Annotated in this window: 20 protein-coding genes; 13 read left to right on the forward strand and 7 right to left on the reverse strand. The window is 72.5% G+C overall.

Annotation, left to right across the window (positions count from 1 at the left end; translation table 11 throughout):
• Positions 1-86: 86 nt before the first annotated feature.
• Together ACIQVL_RS18195 and ACIQVL_RS18200 are read right to left on the reverse strand one after the other, a co-directional pair.
• Positions 87-1,145 carry an aromatic acid exporter family protein gene (locus ACIQVL_RS18195; RefSeq protein ID WP_403475785.1) on the reverse strand — a complete coding sequence of 353 codons (1,059 nt, stop codon included), beginning with the start codon at positions 1,143-1,145 and terminating at the stop codon, positions 87-89.
• Positions 1,146-1,213: 68 nt separating this feature from the next.
• Positions 1,214-1,750 (reverse strand): winged helix-turn-helix transcriptional regulator, encoded by a 537-nt coding sequence (locus ACIQVL_RS18200; protein WP_403439737.1) that lies wholly within the window; start codon positions 1,748-1,750, stop codon positions 1,214-1,216.
• Positions 1,751-1,870: 120 nt separating this feature from the next.
• On the opposite strand from ACIQVL_RS18200, the gene ACIQVL_RS18205 reads away from it, so the two are divergent.
• Entirely contained in the window at positions 1,871-2,176 is a 306-nt protein-coding gene (locus ACIQVL_RS18205) for a putative quinol monooxygenase (protein WP_403439739.1), read from the forward strand.
• Positions 2,177-2,306: 130 nt separating this feature from the next.
• Positions 2,307-3,074, forward strand: coding sequence for an SDR family oxidoreductase (locus ACIQVL_RS18210; RefSeq protein WP_403475786.1), 768 nt, complete (start codon positions 2,307-2,309; stop codon positions 3,072-3,074).
• Between the two features lie 31 nt (positions 3,075-3,105).
• On the opposite strand, the gene ACIQVL_RS18215 is transcribed toward ACIQVL_RS18210, so the two are convergent.
• Positions 3,106-3,228, reverse strand: coding sequence for a hypothetical protein (locus ACIQVL_RS18215; RefSeq protein WP_403439743.1), 123 nt, complete (start codon positions 3,226-3,228; stop codon positions 3,106-3,108).
• 62 nt (positions 3,229-3,290) lie between these two features.
• Complete coding sequence (locus ACIQVL_RS18220; protein ID WP_403475787.1) at positions 3,291-4,013, reverse strand: DUF4232 domain-containing protein; 723 nt, start codon at positions 4,011-4,013, stop codon at positions 3,291-3,293.
• Between the two features lie 187 nt (positions 4,014-4,200).
• Here ACIQVL_RS18220 and ACIQVL_RS18225 point away from each other — a divergent pair, with 187 nt between their 5' ends.
• The 3 genes from ACIQVL_RS18225 to ACIQVL_RS18235 all read left to right on the forward strand — a co-directional run bounded on the left by ACIQVL_RS18225 (position 4,201) and on the right by ACIQVL_RS18235 (position 8,864).
• Positions 4,201-5,586 (forward strand): helix-turn-helix domain-containing protein, encoded by a 1,386-nt coding sequence (locus ACIQVL_RS18225; RefSeq protein ID WP_403439747.1) that lies wholly within the window; start codon positions 4,201-4,203, stop codon positions 5,584-5,586.
• Positions 5,587-5,706: 120 nt separating this feature from the next.
• Positions 5,707-8,448, forward strand: a complete 2,742-nt coding sequence (locus tag ACIQVL_RS18230) for a SpoIIE family protein phosphatase (RefSeq protein ID WP_403439748.1) — start codon at positions 5,707-5,709, stop codon at positions 8,446-8,448.
• Positions 8,445-8,864, forward strand: a complete 420-nt coding sequence (locus ACIQVL_RS18235) for a cupin domain-containing protein (protein ID WP_403475788.1) — start codon at positions 8,445-8,447, stop codon at positions 8,862-8,864. Before ACIQVL_RS18230 ends, ACIQVL_RS18235 begins: the two co-directional genes overlap by 4 nt.
• A 28-nt stretch (positions 8,865-8,892) precedes the next feature.
• Here the strand turns inward: ACIQVL_RS18235 and ACIQVL_RS18240 are convergent, their stop codons facing one another.
• Positions 8,893-10,215 carry a phosphatase PAP2 family protein gene (locus ACIQVL_RS18240; RefSeq protein ID WP_403439752.1) on the reverse strand — a complete coding sequence of 441 codons (1,323 nt, stop codon included), beginning with the start codon at positions 10,213-10,215 and terminating at the stop codon, positions 8,893-8,895.
• A gap of 275 nt (positions 10,216-10,490) precedes the next feature.
• On the opposite strand from ACIQVL_RS18240, the gene ACIQVL_RS18245 reads away from it, so the two are divergent.
• The 3 genes from ACIQVL_RS18245 to ACIQVL_RS18255 all read left to right on the forward strand — a co-directional run bounded on the left by ACIQVL_RS18245 (position 10,491) and on the right by ACIQVL_RS18255 (position 16,062).
• Positions 10,491-11,837 carry a S8 family serine peptidase gene (locus tag ACIQVL_RS18245; RefSeq protein ID WP_403439754.1) on the forward strand — a complete coding sequence of 449 codons (1,347 nt, stop codon included), beginning with the start codon at positions 10,491-10,493 and terminating at the stop codon, positions 11,835-11,837.
• A gap of 245 nt (positions 11,838-12,082) precedes the next feature.
• Positions 12,083-14,527, forward strand: coding sequence for a SpoIIE family protein phosphatase (locus ACIQVL_RS18250; protein ID WP_403475789.1), 2,445 nt, complete (start codon positions 12,083-12,085; stop codon positions 14,525-14,527).
• A 398-nt stretch (positions 14,528-14,925) separates the two neighbouring features.
• On the forward strand, positions 14,926-16,062 hold the full coding sequence (locus ACIQVL_RS18255; RefSeq protein ID WP_403475790.1) for a sugar ABC transporter substrate-binding protein: 1,137 nt from the start codon (positions 14,926-14,928) through the stop codon (positions 16,060-16,062).
• Between the two features lie 103 nt (positions 16,063-16,165).
• Here ACIQVL_RS18255 and ACIQVL_RS18260 read toward each other — a convergent pair whose 3' ends face one another.
• Both ACIQVL_RS18260 and ACIQVL_RS18265 read right to left on the reverse strand, forming a co-directional pair.
• Entirely contained in the window at positions 16,166-17,473 is a 1,308-nt protein-coding gene (locus tag ACIQVL_RS18260) for a hypothetical protein (protein ID WP_403475919.1), read from the reverse strand.
• A gap of 197 nt (positions 17,474-17,670) precedes the next feature.
• Positions 17,671-19,953 (reverse strand): (Fe-S)-binding protein, encoded by a 2,283-nt coding sequence (locus ACIQVL_RS18265; RefSeq protein ID WP_403475791.1) that lies wholly within the window; start codon positions 19,951-19,953, stop codon positions 17,671-17,673.
• Positions 19,954-20,181: 228 nt separating this feature from the next.
• On the opposite strand from ACIQVL_RS18265, the gene ACIQVL_RS18270 reads away from it, so the two are divergent.
• The 5 genes from ACIQVL_RS18270 to ACIQVL_RS18290 all read left to right on the forward strand — a co-directional run bounded on the left by ACIQVL_RS18270 (position 20,182) and on the right by ACIQVL_RS18290 (position 25,451).
• A complete protein-coding gene (locus ACIQVL_RS18270) occupies positions 20,182-21,201 on the forward strand; it encodes an MraY family glycosyltransferase (RefSeq protein WP_403439761.1) in 1,020 nt (339 codons plus the stop codon).
• 94 nt (positions 21,202-21,295) lie between these two features.
• Positions 21,296-23,131, forward strand: a complete 1,836-nt coding sequence (dnaK, locus tag ACIQVL_RS18275; RefSeq protein WP_403439763.1) for a molecular chaperone DnaK — start codon at positions 21,296-21,298, stop codon at positions 23,129-23,131.
• The gene (gene grpE / locus ACIQVL_RS18280; protein ID WP_403439765.1) at positions 23,128-23,784 is read left to right on the forward strand and encodes a nucleotide exchange factor GrpE; all 657 of its coding nucleotides are present in this window, start codon (positions 23,128-23,130) and stop codon (positions 23,782-23,784) included. The genes dnaK and grpE overlap by 4 nt, the downstream gene beginning before the upstream one ends.
• Positions 23,785-23,820: 36 nt before the next feature.
• Positions 23,821-24,999: a molecular chaperone DnaJ gene (gene dnaJ / locus ACIQVL_RS18285; protein ID WP_403439767.1), complete on the forward strand. Its 1,179-nt coding sequence runs from the start codon at positions 23,821-23,823 to the stop codon at positions 24,997-24,999.
• 5 nt (positions 25,000-25,004) lie between these two features.
• Positions 25,005-25,451: a heat shock protein transcriptional repressor HspR gene (locus ACIQVL_RS18290; RefSeq protein ID WP_355725271.1), complete on the forward strand. Its 447-nt coding sequence runs from the start codon at positions 25,005-25,007 to the stop codon at positions 25,449-25,451.
• Positions 25,452-25,626 lie beyond the last annotated feature (175 nt).

Below are 25,626 nucleotides of genomic sequence, written 5' to 3' on the forward strand. Positions count from 1 at the left end.
CGGCACATCCTCGTCTCCATCCTCCTGCGCCGAGCCGGATCTGTCCTCGGGAGGATCTTCCCGGGCGGCCGGCCCCGGCACCCTGCTCAGCCGCGGAAGCCCCCGCAGGAGTCCCCGCAGGAGCCCTCGCAGAAGTTCTCGCAGAGGTCGAGGATCCGGACGAACGGCCTGCGCAGCACCACGGCCGTCGGTTCCCGGTCGTTCTCGGCGTACCGGGCCAGTGCGGCGCGGGCGGCTTCCGTGTCGGCGTGCGCATCCCGCCCCGCGAGGATCGCCTCCAGGGCGTGCCCGGTGGACTCGGCCACCGGCAGGAGCGAGGTCCGGGCCCGGCGGAGCACCGGGGCCGGGCCGTCGCGCACGCTGAAGAACTCGGCCTCGACGGCCAGGGAGAGGAGCTGGGGGACCGCCCGGACGGCGAGGTCGATCCGGGCGCCCAGTCCGGTCACCTCGGCGCGGTGGCGGCGGTGCAGCGGGTTGAACCGCAGGGCCTTCTCCGCCTCCCGCGCCTGCGCCCCGTACCCGCGCAGCCGGTCCGCGGCCGCCTGCGCCGACACCCGGTTCGCGCGTGCCGCGTCCGGGGACCCGATCGCGCGCGTGGTGCGCACGAGGCACTCCGTGAGGCCGTCCGCGCACCCGCGGGCCAGCGCCGCCGCTTCCCTGCGGGGGTTCCGCGGCCAGAGCAGCGGGGCGAGGACGGCGGTCACGGCACCCCCGAGCGCGTTCTCCCAGAGCCGGGCGAAGCCGTACGACTCCGGCGAGGGGTTGGCGAAGACCAGTAGCGAGGTCACCGCGACCTGCACGTTCAGGGTCGTCCCGGAACCGATGACGGTCCCGCAGAGCAGGGCCAGCCCGATCACGACGGCGAGGACGAGCGTGCTCGGCCGGAAGAGGCTGACCACGGTGATGCCCAGGGCCACGCCCGCCAGCACGCCGAGGATCCTCAGCAGCAGCGCCGCCAGGGAGGTGGCGGAGTCACCGCGCAGGCACAGCAGCGGGACGATGGCCGCGAACACCGGCGGCTGGTCGGCACCGGCCCACAGTGCCGTCTGCCAGCAGAGCACCGCGATCACCAGGATCCGGGCCGCCGCCGGCCCCTGCGCCCGGAGCCTGCGGCCCACCCGCGCCCCGGGGGAAACGCCCGTCACCCGCCCACTCTAGGCACACCTCACGCTCTGTCGCGCTGCGGTGACACCACGGCGCCGGGGCGCCCGGCTCAGTCGTCCGCGGGGGCCGGTGTGATCGGCTGCAGGAGCCGCCGTGGCGTGTTGATCGCGTCGGAGACGGGGTCCGCGGCACCGCCCGCCGGCCGGTGGCCGGGGCCGGGTTCGCTCCGGATCTCCGGGACCGGGACCGCCGCGCCGCAGTCCCGGCACCGCCCGTCGGGGTCGAGGAGCCCGCCGTCCAGGTCGTGCCGGAGGAGGCGCTTGATGCCGTTCGGGGAGTAGAAGGCCTCGCCCCAGTTCATCAGGGCGTGCACGGCCGGCCACAGTGCGACGCCCTTGTCCGTCAGCAGGTACTCGACGCCGCCGGCCCCGTCGCTCTCGCGGCTGAGCACGCCCTCCTGCACCAGCGACTTCAGCCGGCCGGTCAGGACGGCCCGCGGGATCCCGAGCTGGGTGGCGAAGTCGCCGAACCTGCGGACCCCGTAGAAGGCGTCCCGGACGATCAGGAGCGTCCAGCGCTCTCCCACGACCTCCAGCGTGCGCGCGAGGGGGCAGTTCCCGTCCGCATAGGTGTTGGGAAGGGTCATGCCCGCCATGCTACCAGCGGCGGTTCACTCACTGAACTGGCGATGCTACGGTGTTGACCAGGAGCAGTTCAGTCACTGAACTGGACGGCTGGGCTGTGTCGACCGTGAGGAGAGCACCGCATGTACCAGTTCCTCGTTTCCTTCACCGTCCGGCCGGAGCGCCGCGACGACTTCGTCCGGGCGGCCCGCAGGACCGCCCGCGACTCCCTCGCGAACGAGCCCGGTTCCCACCGCTTCGAGGTCGTCGCGGACGAGGAGGACCCGGACCTCTTCTACCTGAACGAGGTCTACGCCGACCTCGACGCGTTCCAGGCGCACGCCTCCGGCCCGTACTTCGCCGCGTTCTTCGCCGAGGCCGCCGAATACGCCGAGGGCCCGACGTGGCTCATGAGGGGCAACCTCGTCGGCGACGAGGCGGCCGCCTGAGCCGCCGGCCCCCCGTTTCAGCCGCTGGCCCCGCTGCCGCCGAGGCCGCCGTCCGCGGAGCGCCCTCCGCGGAGCGCCGTCCGGGAAACCGCCGTCCACCACCCACTGTTCACGAAAAACGAGGTGCACCATGTCGTCCGTGCTCATCACCGGCGCGTCCAGAGGCATCGGCCGGGCCATCGCCGTCGAACTCGCGGGCCGGGGCCACCGCGTGATCGCCACCGCCCGCCGGCCGGAGACCCTGGCCGACCTCCCCGCCGACCTGCGCCTGCGCCTCGACGTCACCGACCAGGAGAGCGTCGACCGGGCCGTCCGGGCCGCCGGTGACATCGACGTCCTCGTCAGCAACGCCGGGGACACCATCCGCGCCCCCCTGGAGAGCGTCCCGCTCACCGAGGTCGAGCGGCTCTTCCAGCTCAACACCCTGGGCGCCCTGCGGGTGGCCCAGGCCGTGCTGCCCGCCATGCGGCAGCGGGGAGCGGGCCGTCTCGTCTTCGTCTCCAGCATCCAGGGGCGCCTGGTGCTGCCGCTGATCGGTCCCTACGGGGCCAGCAAATGGGCGCTGGAGGCGCTCGCCGAGACGCTCGCCCTGGAGACGGGCCACTTCGGGGTCAGAGTGAGCGTCGTACAGCCCGGCGCGGTCTCCTCGGGCGGTGCCGAGCGCGCCAGGGTGTTCCTCGGGGAGGACGATCCCTACGCCCCGCTCGCCGCGGCGCTGCCCGCGCTCCGCGGCGAAGTCGTCACCCCGGAGCAGGTGGCCGCCACGGTGGCCGACACGGTCGAACACCCCGAGCCCCCGCTGCGCGTGCCGGCCGGTACCCCCGCCGAGCGGGTCCTGCGGGCCCGCAAGGAGGCACCGGAGGACGAGCCCTTCCTGGCGGCCCGCATCGGCTGGTAGGCGGCTCCGCGGTCCGTCCCCCCGCTGCCCGCTACCCGCGGCGGCGGACCGCGGCGGCCTGCGGCAGGGTTTCGGTGCCGCCCAGCAGGACTACCTGGAAGGCGGCGCGGAGATAGGCGGTCACGAAGCGGGAGATCCTGCGGGTGCGGTGCATGGCGGGTCACCTTCCTGCCGGGGGCTGTCCGAGGGGCGGTGCTGCGAACGGGGGCCGGGACGTCACCAGTTGACGGCGTCGTCCATCGACTGCTGCCAGTACGTGACCTTGAGCGAGTCGTCGACGTAGACACCCTTCGCGGGCAGCGCCGGGTGGGCGCCCGTGCCGACGCTCTCGTTGCCGGAGCTGCCGTGGAAGTAGACGTACAGGGAGTTCACGGTGTGGCCGTGGGCGCCGCTGCCGTCGGTGGCGGACAGGTTCACCGAGGCGTAGCCGGACTCGCCCGGTGCGAGGGTGACGACGGCCTGCGGCTTCGAGTCCTCGATCACCGGCGGGACGGACTGGGCCTCGCCGAAGCGGACGGCCGGGTAGGAGTGGAGGTAGCAGGTCCTGCTGCCGGTGTTGGTCACCGTGAGGAGCATGTGGTTCACGGGGCGGTTCAGCGGGGCCGCGACCGTCTTGGTGTTGGACCCCTCGCAGGTGACCGGCTTGGCGGCCGGGGCGGCCGCCTTCGACCCGGTGGTGCCCCCGGCGGACTTCTGCGTGCCGGTGCCGGTGCCGGTGCCGGCCCCGGCCGTCGGGGCGGAGGTGGCGGCGGAGGTGGCCGCACCGGCGGCGGAGGACGGCGTGGGGGAAGCGGTGTGCGCGGTCGTCGGCGTGGCGGCCGCGACGCTCTCGGCGTGGACGCCGGTGCCGTCGGTGCAGGCCGTCAGGGACAGCGCGGCGAGGACGACGGTGGTGGCGGCGCCGGCGAGACGGATGCGGGAGGTGCGGAGGCTGGACATGTGGACGTGCCCCTTCGGTGTTCGGGTGGCGGTGGTGATTGGATGACCGAAGCCTGCGAGGCGATCCGTCCCAACCGCCAGGTACGGCGGGCAGTTGGGGACGCTGGAACGCGGAAACGGGCTCCGACCAGGGCGAACACCGTGACCCTGGAACGCGGGACTGGGACGTGAGGGGATGGGGGAACGGGTGTCAGGGGCGACAGGGGCCGACGCGGTGGAGGCGTTCGCGCTGCTGCTGCGGGAGCTCAAGGACCGTTCTGGGCTCAGCTACGGGGTACTGGCCAAGCGGCTGCACATGAGCACGTCGACGCTGCACCGGTACTGCAACGGCACGGCGGTGCCCGTCGAGTACGCGCCGGTGGAACGCCTCGCACGGGTCTGCCGGGCGACGCCCGAGGAGCTGGTGGAGCTGCACCGGCGCTGGATCCTGGCGGACGCGGCACGCGGGAGCAGAACGGACCAGGCCACGGCGGCGGCCGCACCGCGGAAGACCGGTGCCGGCGTGCCGTCCGGCCCCGCCGATGCCGGTGGGCCGGTGGTCACCGGCTCCGACGCGCCACCCGGCGCCGACGGCAGCCACGGCGGCCACGGCAGCGGCGACAGCGGTGAGCCGGTCGTCGTCGACCTGGCGCGGGAGCCCGCGCCGCCGCGCCGGCGCCGTACCGCGCTGATCGCCTCCGTCGCGGCGGCCGCCGTGCTGGGAGCCGTGGTGTTCGCCGTGCGTCCGTCGCTCGGCGGCGGGCACGGCGGCACGGGCCACCAGCAGGCGGCCGGGGACGCCGCCGCGGTCACCGGCGTGCCGGAAACCGGGAAGGCGTCTGTCTCCCCGTCCCCGAGCAGAACCGGACGCAAGCCCTCCGCGTCGTCCTCCGCCACCCCCACCGAGTCCGCGTCGACCGGGACCGGCGGCTCCGCGGCCGACGGCAAGCAGGGCGGCGGGGCCCAGGGCGCCGACGGCGGTACCACCGGCACCGCCGTACCGCTCACCGTCAACACCCGTCCGTACGTCTACGACGACCCGTGCAGCCAGCACTTCCTCGTCGACAGCGAGCCCGCGCAGGTCGGCCCGCCGGCGAGCGAGCAGGACGCCCCGCGCTGGGCCGCGGCGTACGGGGCGGTGTCCTCGGGCGAACAGGAGGTCGCCCTCACCGTCCAGGGCACCGGCGCGGAGACCGTCGTCCTGGAGGCGCTGCACGTGCGCGTGCTCAGCAAGGGCGCACCGCTCGCCTGGAACGACTACTCGATGGGCGTCGGCTGCGGCGGCGGCGTCGGGACCAAGTCGTTCGACATCGACCTCGACAACGGCAGCCCCACGGTCACCGCCAAGAACGGCCAGCGCGACCTGCCGTACAAGGTCAGCGAGTCCGACCCGGAGGTCTTCTACGTCTTCGCCCGGACCACGGCCCACGACGTCCGCTGGGACCTGACCCTGGACTGGTCCAGCGGCAGCCGCCACGGCACCGTCCGCGTCGACAACGCCGGCACCGCCTTCCGTACCAGCGGCGACGCCGGCCGGCCGGGATACGACTACCCGCTGGGCGGCAGCGAGTGGATCCCGCGGGAGGGCGGCTGACGGCGCGCGGCGCCGGGTGCCCACGGGTCGTAGCCGCTCGCGCGCGGAGCGCGTCGGTGCCGCGGACGGATGCGGTCCGGGGGTGATGGATTCACACCTGCGTGGTGTTATATGAGCCGTATGCGCCAAATGCTCCGGCAGGTGCGGTCCTGGTACGGGATACGCGGCGTCGCCGGTCAGATGTTCCTTCTGCAGGTCGGTGTCGTCCTGGTGCTGGTGGCGACGGCGGTCGCCGCGCTCCTGGTGCAGTCACGGACCGACGCCGAGCGGGACGCGCGCAACCACACGCAGGCCGTGGCCGCATCGGTCGCCGCGGACCCCACCGTGCGGCAGGAGCTCGCCGGGGGCCGTCCGACCGCCGCGCTCGAGCAGCTGGCCGAGGAGACCCGCCGGCACGCGCACGTGGACTTCGTCGTCGTGATGAGCCCCGCGGGCATCCGCTACACCCATCCGAACCCCGGCGAGATCGGCCGCCGCTACATCGGCAGCATCGGGGCGGCGCAGCACGGCGGCACCGTCACCGAGACGACGACCGGGACGCTCGGCCCCTCCGTCCGGACCGTCGTCCCGGTGACCGCCCCCGACGGCAAGGTCGTCGGACTGGTCTCCGCGGGCATCACCGTCCACCGGGTGAGTCTGGCGGCGGCCCGCCAGGTGCCGCTCGTCCTGACCGGCACGGGGCTGGCGCTCGCGGCCGCCACAGCAGGCACGGCACTCGTCGGCCGGCGCCTGTGCCGCCAGACGCGCGGTCTGGGGCCGGTGCAGATCACGCGCATGTACGAGCACCACGACGCCGTTCTGCACTCGGTGCGCGAAGGCGTCCTGATCGTCGACCGGCACCGCCGGCTGCTCCTGGCCAACGACGAGGCGCGGCGCCTGCTGGGACTCGCGGCCGACGTGGACGGCCGGCCCGTCACCGACCTGGGGATCGCCCCCAGGGCCGCGGAACTCCTCGCGTCCGGCAGGGCGGCCACGGACGAGGTGGTCGAGGTGGGCGACCGGCTGCTGGCCGTCAGTCAGCGCCCCACGGACGGGCCGCCCGGACCGGGCGGCTGGGTCGCCACCCTGCGGGACACCACCGAACTCGCCGCGCTGACGGGCCGGATCGAGGTGGTCCAGGAACGGCTCGCGCTGCTCTACGACGCCGGACTGCGCATCGGCACCACCCTCGACGTGACACGCACCGCGGAGGAACTGGCGGAGTTCGCCGTGCCCGGACTCGCCGACTACGTCACCGTCGACCTGTCCGACACCGTGCTGAGCGGCGAGGAACCGGACGAGGCGGGCGTGGCGGAGCTGCGCCGGGTCGCCCTGCACGGCATCCGGCCCGGCGTGCCGCTCTACCCGCCCGGTGCGCTCATCCACTTCGACCCCTTCACCCCGCAGGGCGAGGGCTTCGGTTCCGGGCGGATGGTGCTGGAGTCCGACATGGCGGCCTTCTCCGGCTGGCAGGCCCAGGACCCCGACCGGGCCCGCCAACTGGTGGCCTACGGCATCCACTCGATGATCTCCGCCCCGCTGCGGGCCCGCGGTGTGGTCCTCGGCGTGGCGACCTTCTGGCGTTCCAAGGAGCCGACCCCCTTCACCGACGAGGACCTCTCGCTCGCGGAGGAGCTGGTCGCCCGCGCGGCCACCAGCATCGACAACGCGCGCCGCTTCACCCGGGAGCGCACCATGGCGGTCACGCTGCAGCGCAGCCTGCTGCCGCACGCCCTGCCGGAGCAGAACGCGGTCGACGCGGCGTACCGCTACCTGCCGGCGGGGGCCGGGCACGGCGGTGTCGGAGGCGACTGGTTCGACGTGATACCGCTGCCCGGGGCGCGCGTCGCCCTCGTGGTCGGCGACGTCGTGGGGCACGGACTGCACGCCGCCGCCACCATGGGCCAGCTGCGCACCGCCGTGCACAACCTCTCGACGCTCGACCTGCCGCCCGACGAACTCCTCTGGCATCTCGACGAGTTGGTCACCCGCATCGACCAGGACCGGGACGGCGAGGGCGGCAACCGCACCCTCACGGGCGCCACCTGCCTGTACGCGATCTACGACCCGGTCTCCCGGGTGTGCAGCATGGCCAGGGCGGGGCACCTGGAACCGGTCGTCGTGCTCCCGGACGGCGACGCCCGCCTGCCCGGCGTACCGGCCGGGCCGCCCCTGGGGCTGGGCGGCATGCCGTACGAGACGAGCGAGGTGCTGCTGCCCGAGGGCAGCGGCGTCGTGCTCTACACCGACGGCCTGATCGAGGACCGGCGCGAGGACATCGACGAGGGCATCGAGCGCCTGCGCCGGGCCCTCGCGGTGCCGGGGCGCACGCCCGACCGGATGTGCCGGGCGGCCCTGGACGCCATGCCGCCCGGGGCCTCCCGGGACGACGTGGCCCTGCTCGTCGCCCGCACCCGGGCGCTGGACGACCGGCACACCGCGTACTGGACCGTGCCGTCCGACCCCGCGGCCGTCGCCACGGTCCGGGCCGCGGCCACCGAACTGGTGCGGGACTGGGGCCTGAAGGAGGAGGCGTTCACGCTGGAGCTGATCCTGAGCGAGCTGGTCACCAACGCCATCCGGCACGCGACGGGCCCCGTCGGGGTACGGCTGATCCACGACCGCTGCCTCATCTGCGAGGTCTCCGACGGCAGCAGCGTCTCCCCGCACCTGCGCCGGGCCACCACCATGGACGAGGGCGGCCGCGGCCTCTTCCTGGTGGCCCAGTTCGCCGACCGCTGGGGGACGCGCTACACCCCGGCCGGAAAGGTCATCTGGACCGAGCAGTGGCTCGGCCCGGAGCCGCCGGCGGACAGGCCCCGCGCGGAGGTTGCGCACGCGGTCGGCGCCCGGGAAGGATTCCCCGGGTCCGATGTCCCGTGATCGAGCCCGGAGGCGGCGCGGTGGGCAAGCCCGAGCTGGAGTTCCACGTACCCGACGGACCGTGGCGGACCCCGGCCGGTGCCGGTCCAGGGGTCGAGGAGCGCGTCCTGGCCGACGACCCCGAGCACGGGTCCCGCACCGCGCTGGTCCGCTGGGCCCCGGGCACCGACACCTCGGCGGACGGGGTGACCCGCCACGACTTCTGGGAGGAGGTCTACCTCGTCGAGGGCGCCCTGCACGACCTGACCCTGGACCGCACCTTCGCCGCCGGCATGTACGCCTGCCGCCCACCCGGCATGCCGCACGGCCCCTGGACCGCCCCGGAGGGCGTCACCATGCTGGTGGTCACCTACCCCGCGCCCCGGCGGGGCGTGGGGGACGGCGCGACCGGCCGCGACGGCGCCGCGGCCGGATGACCGCGCGGCGCGGCGGCGCCGGGCGAGCTCAGACCAGTTCGGCCTGCGGTGCCGGCCGGTGCACCGTCGGCGCGGGCCGCGGGTCCCAGCGGTTGACGGTGCGCACGTAGTCGTAGACCACCGACGCCGCCGCCAGCACCAGCAGCGGTCCCGCCACCCAGCGGTGCGTGGCCATCTCCAGCGGCAGCCAGCGGTAGGAGAGCAGGAGCGCGGCGAAGACCGCCGTGCCGTGGGCGACCAGTCTCAGGCCCGAGCGGTCCCAGTCGCGGTCGAAGGTGCGCAGGGCCGCCTCGACCGTGAGCGCGAACACCACGCCGGCGAGGAGGTCGGCGCCGTAGTGGTAGCCGAAGCCCAGCGTCGCGGTGACGGTGGCGGCCAGCCAGAACGCGCCCGCCCAGCGCAGCGCCCGGGGGCCCCGCCGGGAGTGCACGAAGATCGCGGTGGCCCAGGCCGTGTGCAGGCTGGGCATGCAGTTGCGGGGGGTGAACCCGTCGTACCGCACGGGGTGCGGGGCGGTGATCCGCGGCACCGTGCGCGGCCACAGGTCGGCCGCCGGCCAGTGCCCACCGTGCGGGGGCCGCTCCGGCCAGAGGCTGACCGACGCCCAGTGGTCGGCGCCCGTGCCGTAGGCGAAGACCGGTCCGACCACCGGGAAGACCATGTAGACGGCCGGTCCGAGCAGGCCTATCAGCAGGAAGGTGCGGACCAGGTGGTGGCGCGGGAAGCGGCGGTCGGCCGCCACGCCGCGCAGCTGGTGGAGCGCGACGGCGACCGCGGCCACGGCGAGCTGGCCGTAGACGATGTCGAGGAGGTTGAAGCCGGCCGGGCCGGTGGCGGTGACGAGCCGGCCCACCAGCCACGACGGGTTGCCCAGCGCGTGGTCGGCGGTGGCCACGTACGGGTCGAGGACCATCGGGCGGGTCTTCGAGGTGATGAGCAGCCAGGTGTCGCCGGTCTTGCGGCCGGTCACCAGGAGCAGGCCGAGACCGACGCCCTTCAGCAGCAGCGCGCGCTCCGGGCCGGTGCGGCGGGTCACGGCGACCACTCCGCAGCCGACCAGCACCCACAGGGCACCGTTGCCGAACGGCTGGCCGTGGGCCACCTCGGCGCCGGTCGCCCACCGGACCGCCGCGAAGGCGAGGTCGATGCCGATCGCGGCGCCGAGGGCGGCGAACCGCTGCCGCCAGGTGAGCACCACCATCGTCAACGCCAGCCCGGCGTAGAGCAGGAAGCCGGACTTGGGGGCGCATATCACCTCCCGGGCCTGGTTGGTGAGCGGACCCGGCAGACCGTAGTGGCGTGCGGCGGCCTCCAGGGCGACGAGGAACGCGAAGGCCGTGGCGCCTGCCACGGCCCAGGGTCTCAGTGATGTGTGTCTCAAGTTCCGGCCGATTTGCTAGAGGTTGAGGGAAGGTTGAGGTCCCGTTCGACGAGGGAAGACGGAAAGACCGCTACCGGGGTTCCAGCCCTGCTCTCGACGGCTGGAAGGCTAATGGCGGGATAACGCAGGGTAAAGGGTTCGGCATCGTCGGTTCAACGCACTTGATCTGTGCATGACCTCTCCGGTGTGATGCGCGAAGACCACTTCGAGATCACTTCGTGAGACTCCGAACCACAGGGGGATCCATGCAGATAGCCCGTACCGGGCGGGGCGTCGCGGCTGCCACGTCGGTCGCCGCCCTCGCGGCCACCGCGCTCACGGCCGCCGCGCCCGTCGCCGCACCGCACACCCTCGCGGTGCCGGCCGTCGTCGGGCACACCCTGGCGCACCGCGTGAGCAGCCCGCTCTCCGACGCTCAGTGCCAGGCCAAGTGGCAGATCAACTGCTACACCCCGCTCCAGTACCGCACCGCGTACGACCTGAACGCCCTCTACCGCAAGGGCGTCACGGGCAAGGGACGCACGATCGTCATCGTGGACTCGTACGGTTCGCCGACCGTCCAGCACGATCTCGACGTCTACAGCAAGCAGTTCGGGCTGCCCAGCACCAAGGTGAAGGTCGTCAAGTGGGGGCACGTGCCCGCCTTCGACCCGAAGAACCCGGACATGACCGGCTGGGCCGGCGAGACCACGCTGGACGTCGAGATGGCGCACGCGGTGGCGCCCGCCGCGAAGATCGTCGTCGTCGAGACGGCCGTCTCCGAGACCGAGGGCACCACCGGTCTGCCGGAGATGATGGACGCCGAGAAGTACATGATCGACCACGGGGTCGGCGACGTCATCAGCCAGAGCTTCGGCGCCACCGAGAACACCTTCCCCGGCTTCGCCAAGGGCGACTTCTCCAGCATCAAGAAGCTCCGGTACGCCTTCCAGGACGCGAACCGCAAGCACGTCACCGTGCTCGCCGCCTCCGGTGACGGCGGCGCCACCGACCTGCAGGCGGACGGCAAGACGTACTACAAGAAGCGCGTCAACTCCTGGCCGTCCTCCGACCCGCTGGTCACCTCGGTCGGCGGCACCCAGCTCCACCTGGACGACAAGGGCGACCGCGTCAAGCCGGACAGCGTCTACAACGACTACGGCTCCGGCGGTGGCGGCCAGTCCCACGTGTTCACCCGCCCGTCCTTCCAGAACGGCGTGAAGAAGGCGGTCGGCACCCGCCGCGGCACCCCCGACATCTCGATGTCCGCCGCGGTGAACGGCGGCGCCTGGATCTACTCCAGCTTCGACCCGACCGCCACCGGCTGGGACGTCAGCGGCGGCACCAGCGAGGCCACCCCGCTCTTCGCGGGCATCGTCGCCCTCGCCGACCAGGCCGCCGGCCACCGGCTGGGCAACATCCAGAAGCGGCTGTACGACCTCTCCGCCCGCCACTCCGGGTCGACCGGCATCGTCGACGTCAACGACGGCACCGACAACAGCTACGAGGGCGTGACCGGCTACAAGGCCGTCAACGGCTACGACCTCGCCACCGGTGTCGGCACCGTGGACGCCCTGCGCTTCGTCCCGGCCCTCGCCCGGCAGAAGCCCTGACGGAGCCCCGCACCGCACGGAAACGGCCCGGGTCCCGCACCCGGGCCGTTTCCCGTTCCCGCTCCGGCCTCGTCGCCGCGTGGGGAGGGCGGCGGGCGCGGAGGTGACGTGCCGGGGCGGGCGAAGGACGATGGAGGAGAGTGCGAGGGCGACGCGGCGAGACCGGCCGGCTCCGAGGCCCACGGCCCACTCGGCGTTCGCCCGGGGCCCTGGCGGACGGGCCGGCAGAACGGGCGGTGACCGGCATGAGTGATGTCACCCCGAGCAGCGGGACCGGCGCCGTACCGCCGGATCGGTCCGATCCCGCGGACCCGGCGGCCCCGGCGGACCCGGCCACGGCGGTCGTCGACGACCGGGGAGTCGTGACGGGGTGGAGCGCGGGCGCCGAGCGGCTGCTCGGCTACCCCTGCCATGAGGCCGTGGGCAGCCCCGTCGGCCGCCTGGTCGCCGTGGACGGCCTCGCGGCCCCGGCCGGTACCCCGGCGACCGCCCTGTTCCGGCACCGGGACGGCAGCTCCCTGCCGCTGTGGGTGCGGGCGTATCCGTCGGTCGACGGCGCGGGCCGCGCCCAGCGGCTCCTCGTGGTGACGCCACCGGAGTCACCGGAGCGGCCGCGGCCGGACGGGGTGACCGGGGACGAGGCGTTCGCCCAGTGCAGGGTGGCCCTGATGGTGTACGACTCCGCGCTGCGGGTCGTGCGGGCGAGCGCCGGTGCCGTGCGCGAACTCGGCCTGCGCGAGGAGCGCATGCTCGGCCGGCGCGTCGCCGACATCCTGCCGGCGAGCCTGTGCCACCGGGTCGAGGACGGCATGGTCCGGGTGCTGGCGACGGGCGAGCCCGAGGAGTTCCGCCTCCGGGGCCGGGTCCGTCCGGACGGACCCGAGCGGGTCTGGTCCGTCACCGTCTCCCCGCTCGTCACCCCGGCGGGGCGGGTCCGGCACGTGGAGATCGCCGCGCTGGACGTCAGCGAGCAGTACCTGGCCAGGGAGCGGCTCGCGCTGCTCAACGACATCAGCGCCCGGGTGGGCAGCACCCTGGACGTGATGCGCACGGCGCAGGAGATGGCCGACGTCACGGTGGAGCGGCTCGCCGACTTCATCACCATCGACCTGCTCGACTCCCTGTACCGCGGCGTCGAGCCGAAACCCTCCGGGACCGGCCGGGTCCCGCTGCGGCGGGCGGCCCAGCAGTCCGTGCTGCCCGGCGTTCCCGAGGCGGTGACCGAGCCGGGGGAGGTGGACGACTACCCCGCGTCCGCGCCCCCCGTCCGCGCCATGGCCACCGGCAGGTCCTCGCTGCACAGCACCGGGGACGAGGCGATCCGCAACTGGGAGCTCGTCGACCCCGGGCGGTCGGGTGTGGTCCGCAGGTTCGGGATCCACTCGGTCATGGTCGTCCCGCTGCGCGCCCGCGGCATCACCCTCGGGGTGGCGGTCCTCGTCCGGCACCGGCGCGAGGAGCCGTTCAGCCACGACGACCTGCTGCTGGCCGAGGAGATCGCCGCCCGTGCCGCCGTGGCCGTGGACAACGCCCGCCGGTACACCCTCGAACGCAGCACCGCCCTGGCCCTGCAGCGCAGCCTGCTGCCCAGCCGGCTCTCGGCCCAGGACGCGGTCGAGGCGGCCCACCGCTACCTGCCGGCCCGTACCCGGGCGGGGCCGGGCGGCGACTGGTTCGACGTGATCCCGCTCTCCGGCGCCCGGGTCGCGCTGGTGGCCGGCGACGTGGTGGGCCACGGGCTGCGGGCCTCGGCCACCATGGGACGGCTGCGGACCGCCGTGCGCACCCTGGCCGACGTGGACCTGCCCGCCGACGAACTGCTCACCCACCTCGACGACCTGGTCACCCTGCTCGCAGCCGAGGAGGAGAGCAGCGCGGAGCACGAACCCGACGCCGAGGCCTGCACCGACCTCATCGCCACCTGTCTGTACGTGGTCTACGACCCGGTCTCCCGCCGGTGCACGGCCGCCAGCGCGGGCCATCCGCCGCCCGTCGTCGTCGGCCCGGACGGCCCGGCGGACTTCCTCGACGTGCCGCCCGGACCGCCGCTGGGCGCGGGCGGGCTGCCCTTCGAGACCGCCGAGCGGGTACTGCCCGCCGGCAGCCTCCTCGCGCTCTACACCGACGGTCTGGTCCAGGACGCCGCGCACGACCTGGCCGGCGGTCTGGCGCGGTTGCGCCGAGCCCTCGGCCGGGCCGCCGCCCGGCCGCTGGAGGAGCTGTGCGACGAACTGCTCCGGACGCTGCTGCCCACGCAGCCCCAGGACGACGTCGCCCTGCTCGTCGCGCGCACCCGGTCCCTCGACGCCGACCAGGTCGCCACCTGGGACCTGCCCTCCGACCCGGCCAGGGTGGCGGACGCCCGCGCCCAGGTGCTGGCCCGGCTGGAGGCCTGGCACCTGTCGGACGTGGCGTTCAAGGCCGAGCTGGTGGTCAGCGAGCTCGTCACCAACGCGATCCGCTACGGGCAGCCGCCCGTCCAGCTGCGGCTGATCCGGGGCGTCGCGCTGATCTGCGAGGTCTCCGACGGCAGCGGCACCGCCCCGCACCTGCGCCGGGCCCGCACCTACGACGAGGGCGGCCGCGGCCTGCTGCTCGTCGCCCAGCTCGCCCGCCGCTGGGGCACCCGCCACCAGGCCGGCGGCAAGACCATCTGGGCCGAGATCGAACTCCCCGCGCCGGACGGGTGACGGCGGGGGCGGCGGCCACCGCGTCCTCCCACCGGTCAGCAGAGCGCGCAGCACCGGCCGGGCGGCGGAGTCCCGGTCGTTCCTCGCCCCGCACGGACGCCGGCTGTGAAGGTGGGGTAGCAACTGCGAAGGCTCGGTGAAGTCCCTGGCGTGGACGGCCCGTTGGCCCGCCCTGCCGCCCGCTCCTCCCCGGCCCCTGTCCCGGCGCCGCGCCGAACTCCCGCCACACCGGCCTGACCTGGGGCAACGGCAGCGCTTCGGGTGTGCCGGAGCGCGGTGCGGGACCACCCTCAACTGCCGCGTTGTCCATACGTCTTGACGTATCCGGCCGCTACGCGTTTGCTTCCTTCACACCATCGGTTGCGCATGACGCTCCCCCCACTCGGAAGGCGCCTGATGTGAGCGTTCCCACCCTCCGCGGGACCCCCCTGCCCCGCCTCGCGATCACCCTGGCCGCCGCCGCGTCCGCTCTCTCGCTCACCGCGTGCGGCGTCGTCGACGGCATCGGCGGGAGCGGCGCCTCCGCGTCCGCGACGAAGGGCGACGACATCACGGTCGGGCTGCTCCTGCCCGACAAGGACACCGCACGGTTCGAGACCTTCGACCGCCCCATCATCGAGAAGGAGGTCGCCTCCCTCACCCACGGCAAGGGCACGGTCGACTACGCCAACGCCGAGGCGAGCCCGGCCACCCAGAGCCGGCAGCTCCGGCAGATGGTGGACCGGAAGGTCGACGTCGTCCTGGTCGACTCGGTGGACGCCAGGGCCATCGCACCGGACGTCCGGAAGGCGAAGGCCGCCGGTATCCCCGTCATCGCCTACGACCGGCTCGCGCAGGGCCCGATCGACGCGTACGTCTCGCACGACAACGAACTCGTCGGCGAGGTCCAGGGCCGGGCCATCCTCGGAGCGCTCGGCGGCAGGGCGGCGACCAGCGAGGTCGTCATGATGAACGGCGACCCCGCGGACCCGAACACGGCGAGTTTCAAGAAGGGCGCCCTCGGCGAACTGAAGAACAAGGTCCGCATCGCCGAGGAGTACAACACCGACAAGTGGTCGCCCGCGGTCGCCGCCGCGAACATGAAGAAGGCGATCAGGGCCGTCGGCCTGCACAACATCGCCGCCGTCTACTCGGCCAACGACGGCATGGCCGGTGCCGTCATCGACACCCTGAAGGACGCGGGGGCCACCACGATTCCCCCGGTGACCGGGCAGGACGCGAACCTGGACGCGGTGCAGCGGGTCGTCTCGGGCGAGCAGTACATGACCGTGTACAAGTCGTTCCTGGACGAGGCCACCGACGCCGCGCAGATGGCGGTGTACAAGGTGCAGGGCCGCGACATCCAGTACGACGCGCTGGCCCAGGACAAGGTCGACAGCCCGACCGGCAAGGACATCCCCGCGACGCTCGTCCCGGTGGTCGCCCTCACGAAGGACAACATCGAGGACACGGTGATCGCGGACGGCGTCTACACCGTGGCGCAGATCTGCACCCCGAAGTACCGGTCGGCCTGTGCCGCGATCGGACTGACCTGAGCGGTCATGGGAAGTGCCGCGAGATGCCGTGTCCGTCTGCGGCGCCGTCGTGGCTGATCGCGCCCACGCGGCGGAGCCGCATATTGATACAGCCCCGCGCCCCTCAAGGGACGCCAGGGTGGGCCGGGGTCCGATCGGCGGCCAGGAACTCCACCACCGCCAGGACGAACAGCAGGCACAAGGCGATCCCGACCACCACCCAGCCGGTGGGGTAGGGCCAGAGCAGGTAGCTGAGCACCGCCGCGGCCACCAGGAGCCAGGTGATCCAGGTGCGGTGGCGGCGGACGAAGGGGCCGGTCGGCCCGGTGCGCAGTCCGGCGTGGCCGGCGGTGCCGCGGACCGCGCCGATCCCGGACGTCCACAGGCCCCGGACCAGACCGGCGTACCGGCCGGGGCCGGAGAGCCAGGCAGCCAGGGCGACGACGACGGCGAGGGCCACCACCATGCGGACTCCGGTGCGCAGGAAGTGGGTCAGCGCGTCGTAGACGGCGGCCGCCGCGCCCGGGGAGACGCCCGCGGGCAGCCGGTCCAGGTAGAAGACGCGGAACACCCGCAGCCCGATGCCGAGCAGCCCGGTGGTGACGGCGACCGCGAGGCAGCCCGTCACCAGGGCCCGGCGTCGCCGGACCGCCAGCAGCACCCCGGCGGCGACCAGCAGCACGGCCAGCACGGGCAGCCAGTTCCCGGCGAGCTGCAGCAGCCGTACATAGGTCTTGACCTTGCCGACCTGGTCGGACCTGGCGAGGGTGAAGTCGGTGTGGACGGCGGGGATGTGCTCGGCGGGGGTCAGGCCGGCGTCGACGAGGCGCTGCTTGACCTGGTCCACGACGGGGCCGATGTCCAGGGTGACGCTGTCGTTCGTCAGCTGCACCGCGCCGCCGCCGCTGCCGGTGAGGGCCTTGTCGAGGCTGCTGTGGATCTTGCGGTTGGCGTCGGTCCAGACGGTCCGGAACGCGCCGGACGCGGCGACCTCGCGGGCCTTGTCGTGGACGAAGCTGCGCACGGCCCCTTCGAGGGCGTCACCGAGTCTGCCGCCGAGCGCCTGCTGCAGGCGGGGCCGGTCCGCGGGGGCCACGTCGGCGAGCAGGGCGGGCAGGTCGAGGTGGGACATGAGGGCGTCGGTGGCCCGGCTGGCCACGGCGTTCTGCACGTCGGTGTTCGAGGCGAGCGGGGCGACCGTGCTGACGTAGCGGTCGGTGTCGCCCACCTGGTCGGCCGCCCACGAGGCGACCACGGCGAGCGGGGCGAGCAGCGCGCCGACGAGGACCAGGACGACGGCGAGCAGGGACCTCACGTGGTGCCGGGGCGGCCGGGCCCGTTCGCCCTCCAGGGCCGCGACCCGGGCCCGCAGTTCCCTTACGTCGTCGGAGCGGTCCCCGTCCCCGTCGTCGTGCGCACTGTCCTCCGCCACCCGTACCTCCCGCTCGATCCGGCCCTCCTGCCAGCCGAACCGCCGGGGAGCACGCACGCGAGCAGGAGAGGGCCGTCCGGGCTACGGACGCGGTCGGCCGTCCCCGACGCGGGCCGGAGACGACGGGCACGCCCCCGCACACGACGGCGCCCCGTGCCCGGCGAGGGCACGAGGCGCCGTGACGACCGCGGGAAGAACTACTTCACCGGCTCCGGCTCCGGCTCGCTCTCCTGCTCGGCGGCGCCCGCCGGGTCCACCGGGGTCTTCACCGAGTCGAGGAGCAGCTGGGCCACGTCCACGACCGTGATGGACTCCTTGGCCTTGCCGTCGTTCTTCTTGCCGTTGACCGAGTCGGTGAGCATGACCAGGCAGAACGGGCAGGCGGTGGAGACGATGTCGGGGTTGAGGGAGAGGGCCTCGTCGACGCGCTCGTTGTTGATGCGCTTGCCGATCCGCTCCTCCATCCACATCCGCGCGCCGCCGGCGCCGCAGCAGAAGCCGCGCTCCTTGTGGCGGTGCATCTCCTCGTTGCGGAGGCCCGGGACGCTGGCGATGATCTCGCGCGGGGGCGTGTAGATCTTGTTGTGGCGGCCCAGGTAGCAGGGGTCGTGGTAGGTGATGATGCCCTCGACCGGGGTGACCGGGACCAGCTTGCCCTCGTCCACCAGGTGCTGGAGCAGCTGGGTGTGGTGGACGACCTCGTAGTCGCCGCCGAGCTGCGGGTACTCGTTGCCGATGGTGTTGAGGCAGTGCGGGCAGGTGGCGACGATCTTCTTGGCCGACCTGGGCTTGGCGGACTCGGGGACCACCTTGCCGTCGTCGTCGAGCTCCTCGCCGAACGCCATGTTCAGCGCCATGACGTTCTCCATGCCGAGTTCCTGGAACAGGGGCTCGTTGCCGAGGCGGCGGGCGGAGTCGCCGGTGCACTTCTCGTCGCCGCCCATGATCGCGAACTTGACGCCCGCGATGTGCAGCAGCTCGGCGAAGGCCTTCGTGGTCTTCTTGGCGCGGTCCTCCAGGGAGCCCGCGCAGCCGACCCAGTACAGGTACTCGACCTCGGTGAGGTCCTCGATGTCCTGGCCGACGACCGGGACCTCGAAGTCGACCTCCTTGAGCCACTCCAGGCGCTGCTTCTTCGCCAGGCCCCAGGGGTTGCCCTTCTTCTCCAGGTTCTTGAGCATCGTGCCCGCCTCGGACGGGAACGCGGACTCGATCATCACCTGGTAGCGGCGCATGTCGACGATGTGGTCGACGTGCTCGATGTCCACCGGGCACTGCTCGACGCAGGCGCCGCAGGTGGTGCAGGACCACAGCACGTCCGGGTCGATGACGCCGTTCTCCTCGGCGGTGCCGATCAGCGGCCGCTCGGCCTCGGCGAGAGCCGCCGCGGGGACCCCGGCGAGCTGCTCCTCGGAACCCTTCTCCTCGCCCTCGGCGGTCTTGCCGCCGCCCGCGAGCAGGTAGGGCGCCTTGGCGTGCGCGTTGTCCCGCAGCGACATGATCAGCAGCTTCGGGGAGAGCGGCTTGCCGGTGTTCCAGGCCGGGCACTGCGACTGGCAGCGACCGCACTCGGTGCAGGTCGAGAAGTCGAGGAGGCCCTTCCAGGAGAACTGCTCGACCTGGGAGACGCCGAAGACGTCGTCCTCGCCCGGGTCGGTGAAGTCGATCGGCTTGCCGCCCGAGGTCATCGGCAGCAGCGCGCCCAGCGAGGTCTCACCGGTCGCGTTCCGCTTGAACCAGATGTTCGGGAAGGCGAGGAAGCGGTGCCAGGCGACGCCCATGTCGGTCTTGAGGGCGACCACGATCATCCAGATGAAGGAGGTCGCGATCTTCAGGCCGGCGAAGAAGTAGGTGAGGTTCTGGAGCGTGGAGACGTCCATGCCCCGGAACCAGGAGACCACCGGGTACGAGATGAAGAACGACGCCTCGTAGGAGTCCACGTGGTGCTGGGCGCCCTCCAGGGCGTGCAGCGTGAAGATGCAGACGCCGACGATCAGGATGACCGTCTCGACGAAGTACGCCTGGCCGAAGTTGGAGCCGGCGAAGCGGGACTTGCGGCCCGGCCGGTTCGGCTTGCTCAGCTGGCGGATGACGATCAGCACGAGGATGCCGAGGACCGTCATGGTGCCGATGAACTCGACGAACATGTTGTACGGCGCCCAGTCGCCGATGACCGGCAGGATCCAGTCGGCCTGGAACAGCTGGCCGACGGCGTTGACGATCGTCAGCAGCAGGGAGAAGAAGCCGACCGCGACGAACCAGTGCGCCACGCCCACGATGCCCCAGCGGTTCATCCGGGTGTGGCCGAGGAACTCCCTGACCACCGTGACGGTCCGCTGGACGGGCTCGTCGGTGCGGGTACCGGCGGGCACGTTCTGGCCGAGCCGCATGAAGTTGTAGATCTGCAGGACGGCGCGGGCGAACAACGCCACGCCAACCACGATCAGAACCAGCGACACGATGATCGCGGCGAGTTGCATGGGGGCTCCTCGGGCCTGCGAGGGGTGGTCTCTTCGGGTCTCTTCGCAGAGGGTTCCCGAAATTACTAAGCGGTAACTTATCCAGTCGGTTCGAGACTACCCGCATCTTTACCCGCACTGTAGCCAGGTGCGGGGTGATCTGGATCGCTGAGGTCTGCCTGGGCGGTACGCCCCAACCCGATCGTGTTATTCGTACATAATTGTTACATTTAGGTCTAATTTGGACCCGTGCTCTACGGGATCGCCGCCGCCACCACCGCCTTCCTGCTCGCCGCCTTCCTCGCCGCGCTGATCCGCCCGTGTGCCCTGCGGCTCGGGCTCGTCGACCGGCGGCGGGCCCGGCGGGTGCCCGCGCTGGGCGGCCTCGCCGTGGTCGGCGCCACCTGTCTGGTCGCGTTCGCCGGCGACTGGACCGGTGTCGCCCCGCTCGGCACCGGCGTCGGGGAGCTGGTGGCCGCCGGGGGCGCCGTGGCGCTGCTCGGGGTGGTCGCCGACGTGTGGCGGCTCAAGACGCGGTTCCTGCTGTTCGGTACGGCGGTGGCGGCCGCGTGCGTGGTGCCGTACGGCGAGTTCGGGATCGTCGGCGGGGTGCTCGGGGCGGCCTGGATCGCCTTCGTCGCCGTCGCCTTCAAGGGGCTCGACCACGCGGACGGGCTGGCCGGGACCGTCGGGGTGGTGACCGCCTTCGGGGTGGGGGCCTGCGCCGCCGCCGAGGTGATGGACGGTCTCTCCGTACTGCTGAGCGTGCTCGCGGCCGCGCTCACCGGGTTCCTGCTGCACAACTGGGCGCCCGCGCGGATCGCCCTCGGCGCCACCGGCTCGCTGTTCACCGGGTTCGTGCTGGCCGCGGCCGCGCTGGTGACCCGGTCCGGCTACGACCCCGCGGCCAGCGCGGGTGTGCTGTTCGCGCTCACGGCCGTGGCGAGCGGTGACGTCCTGCTCGTCGTGCTGTCGCGGCTGCTCGCCGGACGCCCGGTGCTGCGGCGCGGGCCCGACCATCTCGCGCACCGGCTGCGGCGCCTCGGGCTCACCTCGCAGCGGGCGACCGTCGTCCTCGGTGCCGCGTCCTTCGCCGGGGTGCTCGTCGCGGTGCTCGTGCACGGCGGCTGGGTCGGCCGCACCGGAGCCACCTGCGTCGCATGCGTCACCTTCAGCATCGTGCTGCTACTCCTTCGGGTTCCGGTGTACGGGCCAAGGAACGCCGTATCGACGCAGGTCAGCGGGCACTTGCGTGTAAGGAACGGATAAGACTTGAGCCGGTTGGACTCAGGTCTGTTGACCCCGGGCGCGGCTTGATGCACACTTGAGTCCGTTCCACTCAAGTCAGCTGGAGGAAATCACCATGGCACGTGCGGTCGGCATCGACCTGGGCACGACTAACTCCGTCGTCAGCGTTCTTGAAGGCGGCGAGCCCACCGTCATCACCAACGCCGAGGGTGCCCGGACCACGCCGTCCGTCGTCGCCTTCGCGAAGAACGGCGAAGTCCTCGTCGGCGAGGTCGCCAAGCGTCAGGCGGTCACCAACGTCGACCGGACCATCCGGTCCGTGAAGCGGCACATGGGCACCGACTGGAAGATCCAGCTGGACGGGAAGGACTTCAACCCCCAGCAGATCTCCGCGTTCATCCTGCAGAAGCTCAAGCGGGACGCCGAGGCCTACCTGGGCGAGAAGGTGACCGACGCGGTCATCACCGTCCCGGCCTACTTCAACGACTCCGAGCGCCAGGCGACGAAGGAGGCCGGCGAGATCGCGGGCCTGAACGTCCTGCGCATCGTCAACGAGCCGACCGCCGCCGCGCTGGCGTACGGCCTCGACAAGGACGACCAGACGATCCTCGTCTTCGACCTCGGTGGCGGCACCTTCGACGTGTCCCTCCTGGAGATCGGTGACGGCGTCGTCGAGGTGAAGGCTACCAACGGCGACAACCACCTCGGTGGTGACGACTGGGACCAGCGCGTCGTCGACTACCTGGTCAAGCAGTTCGCGGCCGGCCACGGCGTGGACCTCGGCAAGGACAAGATGGCCCTGCAGCGCCTCCGCGAGGCCGCCGAGAAGGCCAAGATCGAGCTGTCCTCCTCCACCGAGACCTCGATCAACCTGCCCTACATCACCGCCTCCGCCGAGGGCCCCCTGCACCTCGACGAGAAGCTCACCCGCGCCCAGTTCCAGCAGCTGACCGCGGACCTGCTGGAGCGCTGCAAGACCCCGTTCCACAACGTCATCAAGGACGCCGGCATCAACCTCGGCGAGATCGACCACGTCGTTCTCGTCGGCGGCTCCACCCGCATGCCCGCCGTCGCCGAGCTCGTCAAGGAGCTGACCGGCGGCAAGGACGCCAACAAGGGCGTCAACCCGGACGAGGTCGTCGCCATCGGCGCCGCGCTCCAGGCCGGTGTCCTCAAGGGCGAGGTCAAGGACGTCCTGCTCCTCGACGTCACCCCGCTGTCCCTCGGTATCGAGACCAAGGGCGGCATCATGACCAAGCTCATCGAGCGGAACACGACGATCCCGACCAAGCGGTCCGAGATCTTCACCACCGCCGAGGACAACCAGCCCTCCGTGCAGATCCAGGTCTACCAGGGCGAGCGCGAGATCGCGGCGTACAACAAGAAGCTCGGCATGTTCGAGCTGACCGGTCTGCCGCCGGCCCCGCGCGGTGTCCCGCAGATCGAGGTCGCCTTCGACATCGACGCCAACGGCATCATGCACGTGACCGCGAAGGACCTGGGCACGGGCAAGGAGCAGAAGATGACCGTCACCGGCGGCTCCTCGCTGCCGAAGGACGAGGTCGACCGGATGCGCCAGGAGGCCGAGCAGTACGCGGAGGAGGACCACCGCCGCCGCGAGGCCGCCGAGACCCGCAACCAGGGCGAGCAGCTCGTCTACCAGACCGAGAAGTTCCTCAAGGACAACGAGGACAAGGTCCCGGGCGAGATCAAGACCGAGGTCGAGGCCTCCCTGGAGGAGCTCAAGGAGACCCTCAAGGGCGAGGACACCGCCGAGATCCGCACCGCCACCGAGAAGGTCGCGGCCGTCTCCCAGAAGCTGGGCCAGGCCATGTACGCCGACGCCCAGGCCTCGCAGGCCGCCGCCGGCGGTGCCCCCGCCGGTGACGCCGCCGACGACGTGGTGGACGCCGAGATCGTCGACGACGAGCGCAAGGACGGTGCCGCGTGACGGAGGAGACCCCGGGCTTCGAGGAGAAGCCCGACGTCCCCTCCGGCGCCACCCCCGAAGACGCCGGGCCGAAGGCCGCTCCCGCACAGGGGGCGGCCCCGGCCGGGGACTCAAGCGCACAGCTGGCCGGTCTGACCGCGCAGCTGGACCAGGTACGCACCGCGCTCGGCGAGCGCACCGCGGACCTCCAGCGCCTCCAGGCCGAGTACCAGAACTACCGCCGCCGGGTGGAGCGCGACCGGATCACGGTCCGGGAGATCGCCATCGCGAACCTCCTGACCGAACTCCTGCCCGTGCTCGACGACATCGGCCGGGCCCGGGAACACGGCGAACTGGTCGGCGGTTTCAAGTCGGTGGCCGAGTCGCTGGAGACGGTCGCGGCGAAGATGGGCCTGCAGCAGTTCGGCAAGGAGGGCGAGCCCTTCGACCCGACGATCCACGAGGCGCTGATGCACAGCTACGCGCCGGACGTCACCGAGACGACGTGCGTGGCCATCCTGCAGCCCGGGTATCGCATCGGCGAGCGCACCATCCGCCCCGCGCGGGTGGCGGTCGCCGAACCGCAGCCGGGAGCGACCGCGGTGAAGGCCGACGGGACCGAAGAGGCCCCGGCGGCCGGTGACGACAAGGACAACGGCCCTGAGGAGGGCTGAAGTCGTAGGTAACACGTGGAAGGAGGGGCGTCGGGGATGAGCACCAAGGACTTCATCGAGAAGGACTACTACAAGGTCCTCGGCGTCCCCAAGGACGCCACCGAAGCCGAGATCAAGAAGGCGTACCGCAAGCTCGCCCGCGAGTTCCACCCGGACGCCAACAAGGGCAACGCCAAGGCCGAGGAGCGCTTCAAGGAGATCTCCGAGGCGAACGACATACTCGGCGACCCCAAGAAGCGCAAGGAGTACGACGAGGCCCGCGCCCTCTTCGGCAACGGCGGCTTCCGCCCCGGGCCGGGCGCGGGCGGAGGCAACTTCAACTTCGACCTGGGCGACCTCTTCGGGGGCAACGCCCAGGGCGGGGGCGGCTTCGGCGGGGGCGGCGGCGGCTTCAGTGACGTCCTGGGGGGCCTGTTCAACCGGGGCGGCGGCACGGCCGGCCGTACCCAGCCCAGGCGCGGCCAGGACATCGAGTCCGAGGTCACGCTCAGCTTCACGGAGGCCATCGAGGGCGCCACGGTCCCGCTGCGGATGTCCTCGCAGGCACCCTGCAAGGCCTGTTCGGGCACCGGCGACGCGAACGGCACGCCCAGAGTGTGCCCGACCTGCGTCGGCACCGGCCAGGTGGCGCGGGGCTCCGGCGGCGGCTTCTCGCTGACCGACCCCTGCCCCGACTGCAAGGGCCGCGGCCTGATCGCGGAGAACCCCTGCCCCGACTGCAAGGGCAGCGGCCGCGCCAAGTCCTCGCGCACCATGCAGGTCCGCATCCCCGCCGGGGTGACCGACGGCCAGCGCATCCGCCTGCGCGGCAAGGGCGCACCGGGCGAACGCGGCGGCCCCGCGGGCGACCTGTACGTCATGGTGCACGTGGACACCCACCCGGTGTTCGGCCGCAAGGACGACAACCTCACGGTGACCGTCCCGGTGACCTTCACCGAGGCGGCGCTCGGCGGCGAGGTCAGGGTCCCGACCCTGGGCGGACCGCCGGTCACCCTGAAGCTGCCCCCGGGCACGCCCAACGGCCGCACCATGCGCGCCCGGGGCAAGGGCGCGGTCCGCAAGGACGGCACCCGCGGCGACCTGTTGGTCACCGTCGAGGTGAGTGTCCCGAAGGACCTGTCGGGGAATGCTCGGGACGCACTGGAGGCGTATCGCGAGGCGACCGCGGGCGAGGACCCGCGCGCCGAGTTGTTCGAGGCCGCGAAGGGAGCATGACAGAGATGGACGGCCGTCGACGTAATCCGTATGAACTGACCGAGGAGACCCCGGTCTACGTCATCTCGGTGGCGGCCCAGCTCTCCGGACTGCACCCGCAGACGCTGCGCCAGTACGACCGGCTCGGCCTGGTCTCCCCGGACCGCACGGCCGGGCGCGGCCGCCGCTACTCGGCCCGTGACATCGAACTGCTCCGCCAGGTGCAGGCGCTGTCCCAGGACGAGGGCATCAACCTGGCCGGCATCAAGCGCATCATCGAACTGGAGAACCAGGTCATGGCGCTCCAGCAGCGCGTCGCCGAACTCCAGGCGGCCGTCGACGGCGCGGCGGCCGCGATGCAGCAGCGCGAGGCCGCCGTCCACGCCTCCTACCGCCGAGACCTGGTCCCGTACCAGGAGGTCCAGCAGACCAGCGCGCTGGTGGTGTGGCGGCCGAAGAAGGCCAAGGACTGACCGCGACACGCGTACGAGAGGGGCCCGGAGGTTCACCGACCTCCGGGCCTTTCGGCGTCGTTCGGACGGTGAAGAGCGCCATCGTGTCGCCCATAAGGGTGAACGGGGGGGATTGTCAGGATTCCTGAGCTCTTGGAACGCATGATCGGCGGTGGCCGCTGAGTTCGCAGTGATC

The sequence above is a fragment of the Streptomyces sp. NPDC090499 genome (assembly GCF_044769305.1).
In the GTDB taxonomy this organism is placed as follows: domain Bacteria; phylum Actinomycetota; class Actinomycetes; order Streptomycetales; family Streptomycetaceae; genus Streptomyces.